The following is a 14,064-nucleotide window of genomic DNA, read 5'->3' as shown; positions in this document are numbered from 1 at the left end:
TGGGGCGCTAGTGTAGAGGAAAGGCGGGCGTTTGTCTTGACGCCAACCCCGGTGGGACCACAAAAAAAGCGGCTTTTTTTGGGGATGGAGAAGGGGCGGGGAGGGGGTCGCTCAAAAGGGCAGCACCCCCTGGCGGGCGCGATCGTTTTCTCCCGGCCAGGGGGCCATCTCCTGGCCGAGCAGGCGGCTGATCTGCCGTGCGAGTTCGGGGGCCCGGGCATTGTCGGCGGTGTGAACAAAGAGGTAGAGATCCTTGCCCTCCTGGAGCCATTGTTTCCAATGTGGCAACCATGGTGGCAAAAAAGGGTGATTGTCCTCGATTTGAGGCAAACCAATCAGGCGCACCACCGGGGCCCCCCCCGTGGCCAGCAGATGGACCGGCAACCTGGGTTTCTTGCCCTGGGCATCGATCATGGCGGCCGTGGTGGCGGGCACCGAGAAGAGCGGGCGGCTGTCGAGCATGATGCGATTGATGCCCCGCGCCATCAGCATCCGGTTGAGGGCCCGTTCCGCCTCCCCCTTGGCGAAGAAATCGGGGTGGCGCACCTCGAGGGCATAGGTGAAATCCTGGGGCAGCCGCGCGAAGAAGGCATCCAGACGGGCCAGCCCCTCTGGCCCGAAGCGGGCGGGCAGTTGCAGCTTGAGCAGCCCCAGCTTGTCATGCAAGGGGGCCAGCAGGCGGATGAAGGCCGTCACCTGTTTGTCCACGCTCACCAGATCGCTCTGGTGGCTGATCTCCTTGGGAAACTTGAAGCTGAAGCGAAAGTGGTCGGGGACAGCATCGGCCCAGCGCTGCACCGTCTCCGGGGTCGGCGAGGCGTAGAAGGTGGTGTTGCCCTCCACGGAGTTGAACACCCTGGCATAGTCGGCGAGGTGCTCGGCGGGCCTGGCATTCATCCCCAGCAACTGGCCGGGCCAGGCCGGGTGTGACCACTGGGGCAGGCCCAAATAGAGGCTCATGATGGTTCCTGTCGGCAGGTTGGCGCACTTTTGCCCTCCTTTTTGCGCCAGAACAACAAAAAACAGGGTAAAGGGGGCTGCGGGCCATTTTACCCAAATGGAGGTTTTCCTCTATAATGCCAACCCTTTTGTTTGCCACATTGTCGTAATGCGCGCGACCGAGCCCCCGGGTGACGATGATCGCGGCCCGGCAGTGGCCAGACAACGACGCCAGCCGATACCCCGGCGCCCACTCGTCATCCCGGTCGGGAGCGGGGGCATGCCTGGGACGGCGGCAAGAATCCGGCTCGGGGAGCCGGATGACCCGAGACAGATTTCAAACCGGGCAAGAAGCAGGATCTGGCCAGCTGTGAGACAGACGGTGCTTGCCAGTCGTGCCCGGCGACCCAGGATGAACCGTCTCTCTACCATTTCGAAGGAAGAAGTCCATGCGCTCTATCTATTGCGGACAGGTCAATGAGGCCCATGCCGGGCAGACCATTACATTGTGCGGTTGGGTCCATCGTCGTCGTGATCTCGGCGGCCTCATCTTTATCGACATGCGCGACCGCGAGGGCATCGTGCAGGTGTTCTTCGATCCGGACAAGCCGGACGCCTTTGCCCTGGCCTCCGAGCTGCGCGGCGAGTTCTGCATCCAGGTGACCGGTGTGGTGCGTACCCGCCCCGACTCCCAGCGCAACAGCGACATGGCCACCGGTGCCATCGAGGTGTTCGCCCACGAGCTGACCATCATCAACCGTGCCGAGCCGCTGCCCCTTGACTTCAACCAGGTCAACAGCGAAGAGGTGAGCCTCAAGTACCGCTACCTGGATCTGCGTCGCCCCGAGATGGCCAAGTACCTGAAGACCCGTGCCAAGGCCAGTGCCTTCGTGCGCCGCTTCATGGACGAGCACGGCTTCCTCGACATCGAGACCCCGATGCTGACCAAGGCGACCCCGGAAGGGGCCCGTGACTACCTGGTGCCGAGCCGTGTGCACAAGGGCAAGTTCTACGCCCTGCCGCAGTCCCCCCAGCTGTTCAAGCAGCTGCTGATGATGTCCGGCTTCGATCGCTACTACCAGATCGTCAAGTGCTTCCGCGACGAAGACCTGCGTGCCGACCGCCAGCCGGAATTCACCCAGATCGACGTGGAGACCTCCTTCATGACCGCGCCCCAGGTGCGTGAAATCATGGAAGAGATGATCCGCAAGCTCTGGCTGCACATCCTGAACGTGGACCTGGGTGACTTCCCCATCATGACCTTCGACGAAGCCATGCGCCGCTTCGGCTCCGACAAGCCGGACCTGCGTCTGCCCATGGAGCTGGTCGATGTGGCAGATCTCTTGACCGAGGTGGAGTTCGCCGTGTTCGCCGGCCCCGCCAAGGATCCGAAAGGCCGTGTGGCGGCCCTGAAGGTACCGGGCGGCGCGGAGCTGTCTCGCAAGCAGATCGACGAGTACACCAAGTTCGTCGGCATCTACGGTGCCAAGGGCCTGGCCTGGATGAAGGTCAACGAAGCCGGGAGCGGCCTCGAAGGGGTGCAGTCCCCGGTGGCCAAGTTCCTCTCTGACGCCATCGTGCGCGAGATCCTGGCCCGCACCGGCGCGATGGATGGCGACATCATCTTCTTCGGCGCCGACTCCAAGAAAGTGGTGTGCGATGCCATGGGCGCCCTGCGCCTGAAGGTGGGCCGCGATCTGGGCCTGGTGGAGAACGTCTGGAAGCCGCTCTGGGTCATCGACTTCCCCATGTTCGAGGAAGATGGCGAAGGCGGCCTGGCGGCCATGCACCACCCCTTCACCGCCCCGAGCAACCTGGGCCCGGCCGAGCTGAAAGCGAACCCGGTGGGCGCTTACGCCAACGCCTACGACATGGTGATCAACGGCTACGAAGTGGGTGGCGGCTCTGTGCGTATCCACAACAGCGAGATGCAGTCCACCGTGTTCGACATCCTGGGGATCACCCCGGACGAGCAGCGCCTGAAGTTCGGCTTCCTGCTGGATGCCCTGAAATACGGCACCCCGCCCCACGCTGGCCTGGCCTTCGGTCTGGACCGCCTCAGCATGCTGCTGACCGGCACCGACAACATCCGGGATGTCATCGCCTTCCCGAAAACCACGGCGGCCGCCTGTCTGATGACGGACGCCCCGAGCTTTGCCAACCCGGCCCAACTGGGCGAGCTGGCGATTGCGACCACCGTCAAGGGTGACGAATAAGCCGTTATCGGCAACAAAGGCCGCAGCGATGCGGCCTTTCCCGTTTCCCCCTGGGCGCAACCAGTGTTACTGAAATTTCCAACTATAACGGAGAGTCCCTATGGCAGGTCACAGTAAATGGGCCAACATCAAACACCGCAAGGCGGCGCAAGACGCCAAGCGCGGCAAGATCTTCACCAAGCTGATCCGCGAAATCACCACCTCCGCGCGTCTGGGTGATGCCGATCCTGCCAACAACCCCCGCCTGCGTGCGGCGGTGGCGGCAGCCCTGACCAGCAACATGACCCGCGACACCATCAACCGCGCCATCGCCCGTGGGGCCGGCGGCGGTGACGGCGAGCAGCTCGAGACCATCGTGTACGAAGGGTACGGCCCGGCCGGTTCCGCCGTCATGGTGGAGTGCCTGACCGACAACCGCAACCGTACCGTGGCCGAAGTGCGCCACGCCTTCAGCAAGTGCGGCGGCAACCTGGGGACCGACGGCTCCGTGGCCTATCTGTTCACCAAGAAGGGGGTGCTGACCTTCGTGGGCGCCGATGAAGACGCCCTGATGGACGCCGCGCTGGAAGCCGGTGCCGACGACGTGGTAACCGAAGAAGATGGCACCATCGAGGTCTACACCACTCCGAACGACTTCGGCACCGTGCTGGACGGTCTGGAAGCCGCCGGCTTCAAGCCCGAGAGCGCCGAAGTGACCATGATCCCCTCCACCGAGGCGGAACTGGATGCCGAGACCGCGCCCAAGCTGATGCGCCTCATCGACATGCTGGAAGATCTGGACGACGTGCAGGAGGTGTACCACAACGGCTCCATCTCCGACGAGATCGCCGCGACCCTGTAATTGCCTCTCGGGAGCGCTGTGATCCCCCAGGGCAAGGGGAGGGCGACCACAACGGTCCTCTCCCCCTGCTCCGACGAGATTGCCGCGACCCTGTGATTGCCTCTCGGGAGCGCTGTGATCCCCCAGGGCAAGGGGAGGGTGACCACAACGGTCCTCTTCCCCGGCTCCGACGAGATTGCCGCGACCCTGTAATTGCCTCTCGCGACCCTGTTCAGGTTCGCGAACACACAGGTGCGACACCTTGTTCACCTTCGCAAAAACGGCAGCCCGGGCTGCCGTTTTTTTATGTGCCAGACCGCGCACCTCCTCCTTGTGGTTCGATTTCCTCTCTTAATGTTCGCTTAAGTTTGCCGTCCTAGGATGACCCCGTATCTGGACCTCCCTGGCTCTTGTCCTGTTTTTCAGGGCCGAGTGTCGGGATGGTCACCACGAAGCCTGCTGGCAGGTTGTTAGTTCCACTGGTTTGTCGGAGTCTCTCTATGCGTCTCACTCTGGGAGTGATGAAGGTCAATCTGTTGCTGGTGCTGCTGTTTGCACTGGTCTTCAACTGGCCCATTTTCCTGCACTTTTATCGCATTCTCAGCGCCCTTGAACACGTCAAGGCGGGGTTTGTCCTCTCCATTCCCCTGGTACTGGTGGCGGCCCTCAACGCGGTGTTCCTGCCCTTTACCTTCCGTTATCTGCTCAAGCCTTTTTTCGCCTTGCTCATCCTGACCGGCTCCCTGGTCAGCTACGCCATGCTCAAGTACGGGGTGATCTTCGACATGGGCATGATGCAGAACATCATCGAGACCAACAGCGGGGAGGCGGGCTCCTACCTCAACGGCTCCGTGGTGCTCTGGTTCCTGCTGACCGGCCTGCTGCCGGTGCTGGTCCTGCTGTGGGTGAAGATTGAGTATCCCCGTCCCTGGTACAAGGGGCTGGGTCTGCGCCTCGGTTCCATCGCCCTCTCCTTGCTGTTTCTGATGGGGGCTGCCGCCCTCTATTACCAGGATTACGCCTCGGTCGGGCGCAACAACAAGTCCCTCGGCAAGGAGATAGTGCCCGCCAACTATGTGCACGGGCTCTACAAGTACGCCCGGGATGTGGTCTTCGCCACTCCCATTCCCTACCAGCAGATCGGCACCGATGCCAGGGTGATCGGCCAGCATGAGAAGCCGACCCTGATGTTCCTGGTGGTGGGGGAGACGGCCCGCAGCCAGAACTACTCCCTCAACGGCTACAAGAAGGAGACCAACGGCTTCACCGAGAAGGAGGCCAATGTGGTCTCGTTCAGGAACGTGCGCTCCTGCGGCACCGCCACTGCGCTCTCCGTGCCCTGCATGTTCTCGAACATGACCCGGCGCGGCTATGACGAGGCCAGGGCCCAGTCCCAGGATGGCTTGCTGGACGTGCTGCAACATGCCGGGATCTCGGTGCTCTGGAAGGAGAACGACGGCGGCTGCAAGGGGGTGTGCAAAAACGTCCCCACCATCGAGATTGAGCCCAAGGCATTCCCCGCATACTGCTCCGGCAATGCCTGTCATGACGAGGTGCTGTTGCAGGGGCTGGATCAGCAGATCGCCGACATGCAGGGCAAGCAGGGCAGCAAGCTGGTGGCCTTCCACCTGATGGGCAGCCACGGTCCGACCTACTATCGCCGCTACCCGGCCGCCGATCGCGTCTTCCTGCCGGACTGCCCGCGCAGCGACATCGAGAACTGCAGCAACGAAGAGCTGGTGAACACCTATGACAACACCATCCGCTACACCGACAAGGTGCTGGCCCAGCTCATCGACAAGCTCAAGAGCCTGGAGAGCCAGTACAACGTGGGGCTGGTCTATCTGTCGGATCACGGTGAATCCCTCGGTGCCATGGGGCTCTATCTGCACGGCACCCCCTACAAGTTCGCACCGGACGATCAGACCCGGGTGCCGCTCCTGACCTGGTTCTCTCCCCAGTTGCAGGCAGACCGTCAGCTCAATCTGGATTGCCTGCAACAGGAGGCAGCCAGCAAGCGCTTCTCCCACGACAACCTGTTCCACTCCATGCTCGGTATCATGGACGTGCAGACCCAGGTCTATGACGGCAAGCTGGATCTGTTCAAGCCGTGCCGGGCGGGGTGAACCGGCGAAAACAGACCATAAAAAAACGGCAGCCACTGGCTGCCGTTTTCGTGTCCGAAGGGGTGGACCTTACTTCTGCTCCATGATGATCTGCAGCAGATCCCCTTCCAGCAGGGAGCGCTTGACCAGGGCGAAGCCGCCGATGGTGGGCTGGTTCTGGAAGCGCGCCTTCACGATAGGCAGGCCGCGATGGAAACTTGGCAGAGACTGGTGCTCGACACAGCGGCGGATGGCCGGGATCAGGATCTCTTCGGCGGCGGTGATTTCACCGGCGATGAGCACCTTCTGGGGGTTGAACAGGTTGACCGTGATGGCGATGGCGCGCCCCAGGTGCTCCCCCACGTTCTCGATCACGCTGCGGGCCAGCTCGTCACCGGCCACCGCCGCCTTGCACACCTCCTGGATGGTGATGTGCTTCTCTTGCAGCGAACTCAGGTGGCCGCGGCTGATGAGTTCCTTCACCTTGTCGACGATGGCCTCGTTGGAGGCGATGGTCTCGAGGCAGCCGAAGTTGCCGCAGTGGCAGCGCTTGCCAAGGGGTTCGACCTGGATGTGGCCTATTTCGCCGACGTTGCGGTTCTGGCCGAGAAACACCTTGCCCTTGGTGATGATGCCCGAGCCCGTCCCCTGGTGGACACTCACCAGGATGGAGTCCATGCAGTCGCGGGACTCGCCGAAGAAGTGCTCGGCCAGCGCCAGCGAACGGGTGTCGTTGCCCACGTAGCAGGGGAGGTTGAAGTGGTGCTCCAGGAGCTTGGCGAGCCCCAGGTTGCGGATCTGGTAGGTGGGGGTGTAGATGACCATGCCGGATTCCGGGTTGACCAGACCCGGCATGGTCAGCGCGATGCTGATGAGGTTGCGGCTGCGATCCTGATTGGCGTCGATGAAGGCGCCAATCTCCCGCAGCAGCATGTCCACCACGGGTTGCTGCTCGATCTCGGTCACCTGGGTGATGTGCTGATCGAGCTCCTTGCCGTCGAGGTCATACAGGGAGAGCTGCAGGTAGCCGCGACCCAGCTTGGCGGACACAAACTGGAAGCGATGCTTGATGGTGGTCAGGGAGATGGCGCGGCGCCCGCCAGTGGAGGCTTGCGGCGAGGTTTCCCTGATGAGGCCGTGCTCGATAAGTTGCCGGGTTATCTTGGTCACGCTGGCCGGGGCCAGCTGACTCAACTCGGCAATTTTGACCCGCGAGATGGGCCCCTGCAGGTCAATGAGGCGATAGACGACCGCACTGTTTACCTGCTTGATAAGATCTACGTTTGCTATTTGTCCGCCAGTCATAGTGTCACTGTGTTGTGTAGTGTCCGTTAACCACGGTCCCGCAGACCGCGAAGGCCTGATCAAAGACGGTGAGGTTGGCAATTTTTCCGACCTGGATACTACCGAGACGCGAGTCCCATCCAATGGCGCGAGCGGGGTAAAGGGTGGCCATTCTCAGTGCTTCGTCGAGCGGCAATCCGACCTGTTTGACCAGATTTTCCACCCCTTCGATCATGGTGAGGGCGGAGCCGCCGAGTGTACCATTCTCATCGACGCACTGACCATCGCGGAAATAGACGGTTGCGCCGCAAAAATCAAATTTCTCAAAGCCTTCCGGTGCACCTGCCGCCGCGGTTGCATCGGTGACCAGCACCAGCCGCTCCCCCAGCATCCTGTGCGCCAGGCGCACGTTGGCCCAGTGTACGTGGTGGCCGTCGACGATGATGCCCGCATAGACATCCTTGCGATCGTAGATGGCGCCGACCACGCCGGGCTCGCGACCATTCAGGGTCGGAGTCATGGCGTTGTAGAGGTGGGTGGCAAAGCGCATGCCGTTGTCAAAGCCCGCCATGGCCTGGTCGTAGTTGGCGGCGGTGTGGCCGGCGGAGACCAGGATGCCGGCTTCCACCAGACGGCGGATGTGTTCGGGCTTGTTGCGCTCCGGCGCCAGGGTGATCTTGGCGATGGCGTCTGCGTTGTCGCAGAAGAAGTCGATCATCTCGTCGGCGGGCTGACGGATCTGTTCGGCCGGGTGGATCCCTTTGCGCTTGAGGTTGGTATAGGGCCCTTCCAGATGGACGCCAAGCACCTCGTTGGGGTGGGCGGCCATGTAGTCGCGGGTGACGGCAACGGCCTGCTTCATGTCCGCATCCGGGCTGGTGATCAGGGTCGGCAGGAAGCTGGTGGTCCCGGATTTCAGGTTGGCCGCCTGCATGGTGGCCAGGGTGTCCGTGGTGATGTGACCGTTGAACATGACGCCACCGCAGCCGTTGAGCTGGACGTCGATGAAGCCGGCGCTGAGGTTGGCGCCCTGGAGGTCAATCTGCTCGATGCCGGCGGGCAGTTCTGCCTGGCGGGAGATGGCGACAATCTTGTCGCCATCGATGACCACGCCATAACCGGTCAGCACGCAGCTGCCGGTGTAGAGAGTGCAATTAGTCAGAGCGTACATGGGAGCTCCTCAGAGGTGCTTGATATTGTCGGCTTCCAGTTGCTGGAAGTAGCGCACCGTCTTGACCTTCAACTCCATGGTGGAAGGTTCGTCGCACACCACAATCCCTTTCGGATGCAGTTGCAGGGTGGAGATGGTCCACATGTGGTTGACGCTGCCCTCCACGGTGGCCTGCAGGGCCTGGGCCTTGGCGTGACCGACCACCAGGATCAGGATCTCTTCGGCGTCCATCAGGGTGCCGACACCCACGGTCAGAGCCAGCTTGGGCACCTGCTCCATGTCGCCGCCAAAGAAGCGGGAGTTGGCGATGCGGGTGTCTTCGGTCAGGGTCTTGACCCGGGTACGGGAAGCCAGGGAAGAGGCCGGTTCGTTGAAGGCGATGTGGCCGTCATTGCCGACGCCGCCCATGAACAGGTGGATCTTGCCGTAGGACTTGATCTTGTCTTCGTAGCGCTGGCACTCGGCCACCAGATCCTCGGCGTTGCCATTGAGGATGTTGATGTTTTCCGGGCGAATGTCCACGTGATTGAAGAAGTTGTTGTGCATGAAGCTGTGGTAGCTCTCCGGGTGTTCCTTGGGCAGCCCCACGTACTCGTCCATGTTGAAGGTGACCACGTTCTGGAAGCTCACCTCGCCGACTTTATGCAGCTCAATCAGGCGCTTGTAGGTGTTGAGCGGGGTGCCGCCAGTGGGCAGACCCAGCACGAAGGGGCGCTCGGCAGTGGGTTTGAACGCATTGATGCGGTCAACGATGTAACGGGCAGACCAGAGACCCACCTGGCTGGCAGACTTCAACGGGATCAGGCGCATTCTATATACCTCAGTACGGTTGCCGCACAGGGAGTGACGGCAAGGGACCAGACACGGATTCAAGTTGTTTTATAGCGTAAATAAAGATTGCGAACTAAGCCACATCTATCGGCTACCTTTATCTCTGTTGAGTGATAATGATCACGAAAGCTGGTTTATTAATTTGCGCAGCGAAATAAAACACATAGACTGCCAATCAAGCCTTGATGGCTTATGCGTCGAACGTGATAAGCACTTAATTTCTAGAAAAACACCAACTAAGGAGAGGAACCGTGAACATTCTCGGTTATTTGCAAAAGATCGGCCGTGCCCTGATGGTGCCGGTAGCGGTATTGCCTGCCGCCGCGATCCTGATGGGGATTGGCTACTGGATTGACCCGAACGGTTGGGGTGGCGGAAGCCCTCTGGCTGCGTTTCTGATCAAGGCGGGCGCCGCCATCATCGACAGTATGCCCATTCTGTTCGCCGTCGGCGTCGCTTACGGCATGTCCAAGGATAAAGACGGTTCCGCCGCGCTGGCCGGTCTGGTCGGCTTCCTGGTGGTCACCACCCTGCTGAGCCCGGGCGCCGTGGCCCAGATCAAGGGTATCCCGGCCGACCAGGTGCCGGCAGCCTTTGCCAAGATCAGCAACCAGTTCGTCGGCATCCTGTGTGGTGTCATCGCTGCCGAGCTCTACAACCGCTTCAGCAGCGTGGAGCTGCACAAGGCGCTGGCTTTCTTCTCCGGTCGTCGTCTGGTGCCGATCGTGACCTCCGTGGTGATGATCGTCGTCTCCTTCATCCTGATGGCCGTCTGGCCGGTCATCTACGGTGGCCTGGTGAGCTTCGGTGAATCCATCGTCAGCATGGGCTCCACCGGTGCCGGCATCTATGCCTTCTTCAACCGTCTGCTGATCCCGGTCGGTCTGCACCACGCCCTGAACTCCGTGTTCTGGTTCGACGTGGCCGGCATCAACGACATCCCGAACTTCCTGGGTGGCCAGTCCTCCATCGACGCCGGCAAGGCTGTCGTGGGCGTGACCGGCATGTATCAGGCCGGCTTCTTCCCCATCATGATGTTCGGTCTGCCGGGTGCCGCACTGGCCATCTACCACAGCGCGAAGAAAGAGAACAAAGAGAAGGTTGCGTCCATCATGATCGCTGCCGCCTTTGCCGCCTTCTTCACCGGGGTGACCGAGCCGCTCGAGTTCTCCTTCATGTTCGTGGCGCCGGTACTGTACGTCATCCACGCCCTGCTGACCGGTATCTCCGTGTTCATCGCAGCCTCCATGCACTGGATCGCCGGTTTCGGCTTCAGCGCCGGTCTGGTGGATATGGTGCTCTCCAGCCGCAACCCGCTGGCGACCCAGTGGTACATGCTGCTGGTACAGGGTCTGGTCTTCTTCGGCCTCTACTACGTGGTCTTCCGCGCGGTGATCGCCAAGTTCAACCTGAAAACCCCGGGTCGTGAAGATGACGAAGCCGTGCCGGTACAGGCTCAAACCACCGACCGCACCGAGCTGGCCAAGCAGTATCTGGAAGTGCTGGGTGGTCAGGAGAACCTGGTGACCATCGATGCCTGCATCACCCGTCTGCGTCTGACCCTGAAAGACCGCAGCATCGTTGACGAGCGCAAGCTCAAAGCCCTGGGCGCGGCCGGTGTGGTCAAGCTCGGTGAGCAGAACCTGCAGGTGATTCTGGGCCCATTGGCCGAGATCATCGCCGGTGAGATGAAAGCCCTGCGTTAATCGAGCGACTCGCTCACCTCAAGTCTAAGTCCATTGTTGACATAACTAAGGGCCCCGCCTCGGGGCCCCATATAAAAAAAGCCAAGAAAATCCAACCTTTACTTCAAATGAGAGCAGCAGTTATGAACTTGAAACATTCTCTGTTAGCCATTGCCATGTCTACCGTTTTCGCCGCTCCCGCACTTGCAGCCGATGCTGCCAGGCAAGCGGTGGTCGACGCCCTCGCCAGCAACCTCGTCGTCAAGTACGAAGTCGTCACCAATGACGGTGCCGGCGCCGGTCTTGACTGCCAGGCCCTGGGCTCCGAGTGGGCGAGCTGCGGCGTTGCCAAGCTGCACCTGACCAATACCGGTGCCGACGTCACCTCCAAGGACTGGAGCATCTATGTCTCCTCCATCCGCCGCATCCAGCGGGTGGACAACGACCAGTTCACCATCACCCACCTGACCGGCGACCTCTATCGTTTGACGCCGACCGAGAAGTTCCAGGGCTTTGCCAAGGACGCCACGGTCGAGGTGCCCCTGGTGGTGGAATACTGGGTATTGTTCGAATCTGACATCATGCCGAACTGGTATGTCGCCAGTGAAGGGGCCGAGCCGAAAGTGCTGGCCAGCATGAGCAACATCGACGATGCCAGCACCTACGAGAAGCCGATGCCTGCCGATGGCTGGAAGCGCACCAAGGATGACAACAACATCCTGATGAACAGCGAGACCCGTTTCGCCGCGAACCAGACCAGCACCCTGCTGCCTGCCGGCAAGATTGACGACCGCATCCTGCCAAGCCCCATGAAGCAGGTGGTCAAGGCCGGCCCGCAAATCGACTTCTCCACCATCAAGCTCAATGCCCTTGACCTGCCGAGCGATCGCGCCGAGGCCCTGAAGGCGCAACTGACCAAGCTGGGTGTTACCCTCTCCGACACCGGCTACCCGGTCACCATCAAGCTCGGCAGCAAGCTCAAGCAGGCCGAAGGCTACGACATGACCATCGGCAAGAAGGGCACCGTCATTCAGGGGCACGACGTTGACGGCGCCTTCTGGGGCGCCCAGTCCCTGATCTCTCTGCTGGGGGTTGACGACAAGCTGGTGAGCCAGATGAGCGTCGAGGATGCGCCGCGCTTTGAATACCGTGGCATGCAGACCGACGTGGCCCGTCACTTCAGAAGCCCGGAGACCATGAAGAAGCTGGTGGATCAGATGTCCGCCATGAAGCTCAACGTGCTGCACCTGGGGCTGACCAACGATGAAGGCTGGCGTCTGGAGATCCCGGGCCTGCCGGAGCTGACCGATGTCGGCAGCCAGCGTTGCCACGACGATTCCGAAACCAAGTGCCTGATGCCGCAGCTCGGCTCCGGCCCCAGCAGCGACAACCAGGGCTCCGGTTTCTACAGCAAGGCGGACTACATCGACCTGGTACGCTATGCCAAGGCCCGCGGTGTGACCGTGATCCCCGAGATCAACATGCCGGCCCACGCCCGTGCCGCCGTGGTCTCCATGGAGGCGCGCTACAAGCATCTGATGAGCGAGGGCAAAGAAGCCGAGGCCAACCAGTTCCGTCTGACTGACCCGGCCGATACCTCCAACGTCACCTCGGTGCAGTTCTACGACAAGATGTCCTTCATCAACCCCTGCCAGCCGGGTGCCGCCACCTTCGTGGCCAAGGTGATGGACGAAGTGGCCCAGATGCACCAGGCCGCCGGCCAGCCGCTGACCGCCTGGCACTACGGTGGTGACGAGGCGAAGAACATCATGCAGGGCGGTGGTTACCAGGATCCGGCCGTCACCAAGAAAGAAGACCTGATGGCCTGGAAGGGCAACGTCGACTCCAGCAAGCAGGACAAGCCGTTCGGCAAGTCCCCCATGTGCCAGAAGATGATCGACGATGGCAAGATCAAGGACGTGGCCGAGCTGCCGGTCTACTTTGCCAAGGAAGTGAGCGAGATGGTCAAGGGCCACGGCTTCTCCACCCTGCAGGCGTGGGAAGATGGCCTGAAGTACGCCACGGATGCCAGCGTATTCGCCACCGACAAGACCCGGGTCAACTTCTGGGAAACCCTCTACTGGGGTGGTTTCAACGAGGCGATGAAGTGGGCGCACAAGGGCTATGACGTGGTGCTCTCCAACCCGGATTACCTCTACTTCGACTTCCCGAACGAGGTACACCCGGCCGAGCGCGGCTACTACTGGGCAACCCGCTTCAACGACACCCGCAAGGTGTTTGCCTTCGCCCCGGAAAACCTGCCGCAGAACGCCGAGACCTCGGTTGACCGCGACGGCAACGCCTTCGTGGCCAAGGGTGACCAGGATCCGGTCAAGTTCAAGGGGATCTCCGGTCAGCAGTGGAGTGAAACCGTGCGCACCGATGCCCAGTACGAATACATGGTCTATCCGCGCATCTTCTCCGTGGCCGAGCGCGCCTGGCACAAGGGCGGCTTCGAGCTCGATTACGTGAAGGGTCGCGAGTTCTCCGGCACCACCAAGCATGTCAACAAGGCCACCCTGAACAAGGAGTGGAACCAGTTTGCCAACGTGCTGGGTCAGCGCGTGCTGCCGAAACTGGACCAGGCCGGGGTGGAATATCGCCTCTCCGTACCGGGTGCCAAGGTGGTGAACGGTGTGCTGGAAGCGAATGTGGATCTGCCGGGTCTGCCCATCCAGTACAGCCTGGATGGCAAGAGCTGGAGCGCCTACGACGCTGCCGCCAAGCCGACCGTGGATGGCAAGGTCTACCTGCGTACCACCAGCTTCGATGGCAAGCGTACCAGCCGCGTCACCGAGCTGAACTGATAGCTAGCCTTCAATCCATAACGCAAGGTGGGTCGCAAGACCCGCCTTTCCCAAGGTCGATGGCCATCGGGTTTGGGAAAGGTTGACTCTGCGTGTGAACCTTTGTTGTGTGTGTTTTGTCTGTTTTTCATCACTTGAGACCCCGCCCCGTGCGGGGCTTTTTTTGATCGGGATCTCTGCAATTTCTCCCGTTTCGCCGTTTTTGG

9 protein-coding genes are annotated in these 14,064 nt (G+C 61.3%); 5 read left to right on the top strand and 4 right to left on the bottom strand.

Annotated features, from left to right (window positions below; genetic code table 11):
* Nucleotides 1-111 precede the first annotated feature (111 nt).
* On the bottom strand, nucleotides 112-960 hold the full coding sequence (locus PG879_RS12325) for a DUF72 domain-containing protein (RefSeq protein WP_109112019.1): 849 nt from the start codon (nucleotides 958-960) through the stop codon (nucleotides 112-114).
* A 428-nt stretch (nucleotides 961-1,388) separates the two neighbouring features.
* On the opposite strand from PG879_RS12325, the gene aspS reads away from it, so the two are divergent.
* From aspS to PG879_RS12310, 3 genes are all read left to right on the top strand, one after another.
* Nucleotides 1,389-3,155, top strand: coding sequence for an aspartate--tRNA ligase (aspS, locus tag PG879_RS12320; RefSeq protein ID WP_045525291.1), 1,767 nt, complete (start codon nucleotides 1,389-1,391; stop codon nucleotides 3,153-3,155).
* Between the two features lie 100 nt (nucleotides 3,156-3,255).
* Nucleotides 3,256-3,996: a YebC/PmpR family DNA-binding transcriptional regulator gene (locus PG879_RS12315; protein WP_010674094.1), complete on the top strand. Its 741-nt coding sequence runs from the start codon at nucleotides 3,256-3,258 to the stop codon at nucleotides 3,994-3,996.
* Between the two features lie 479 nt (nucleotides 3,997-4,475).
* Nucleotides 4,476-6,101 (top strand): phosphoethanolamine transferase, encoded by a 1,626-nt coding sequence (locus PG879_RS12310; RefSeq protein ID WP_041212708.1) that lies wholly within the window; start codon nucleotides 4,476-4,478, stop codon nucleotides 6,099-6,101.
* Nucleotides 6,102-6,170: 69 nt separating this feature from the next.
* Here the strand turns inward: PG879_RS12310 and nagC are convergent, their stop codons facing one another.
* Genes nagC through nagB form a run of 3 tightly spaced genes read right to left on the bottom strand, consistent with a single transcriptional unit; the run spans nucleotide 6,171 to nucleotide 9,345 of the window.
* Nucleotides 6,171-7,385, bottom strand: coding sequence for a DNA-binding transcriptional regulator NagC (gene nagC, locus PG879_RS12305; RefSeq protein WP_010674096.1), 1,215 nt, complete (start codon nucleotides 7,383-7,385; stop codon nucleotides 6,171-6,173).
* A gap of 4 nt (nucleotides 7,386-7,389) precedes the next feature.
* Nucleotides 7,390-8,535: an N-acetylglucosamine-6-phosphate deacetylase gene (gene nagA, locus PG879_RS12300; protein ID WP_039039842.1), complete on the bottom strand. Its 1,146-nt coding sequence runs from the start codon at nucleotides 8,533-8,535 to the stop codon at nucleotides 7,390-7,392.
* Nucleotides 8,536-8,544: 9 nt separating this feature from the next.
* Nucleotides 8,545-9,345, bottom strand: coding sequence for a glucosamine-6-phosphate deaminase (gene nagB / locus PG879_RS12295; protein WP_270830247.1), 801 nt, complete (start codon nucleotides 9,343-9,345; stop codon nucleotides 8,545-8,547).
* A gap of 272 nt (nucleotides 9,346-9,617) precedes the next feature.
* Here nagB and nagE point away from each other — a divergent pair, with 272 nt between their 5' ends.
* Together nagE and PG879_RS12285 are read left to right on the top strand one after the other, a co-directional pair.
* Complete coding sequence (gene nagE / locus PG879_RS12290; RefSeq protein ID WP_039039841.1) at nucleotides 9,618-11,072, top strand: N-acetylglucosamine-specific PTS transporter subunit IIBC; 1,455 nt, start codon at nucleotides 9,618-9,620, stop codon at nucleotides 11,070-11,072.
* 122 nt (nucleotides 11,073-11,194) lie between these two features.
* Nucleotides 11,195-13,858 (top strand): beta-N-acetylhexosaminidase, encoded by a 2,664-nt coding sequence (locus PG879_RS12285; RefSeq protein WP_270830246.1) that lies wholly within the window; start codon nucleotides 11,195-11,197, stop codon nucleotides 13,856-13,858.
* The last annotated feature ends 206 nt before the right edge of the window (nucleotides 13,859-14,064 follow it).

The organism is Aeromonas sp. QDB63 (genome assembly GCF_027707425.1).
GTDB lineage: Bacteria > Pseudomonadota > Gammaproteobacteria > Enterobacterales > Aeromonadaceae > Aeromonas > Aeromonas caviae.
This window is presented reverse-complemented; position numbering and strand designations above follow the sequence as displayed.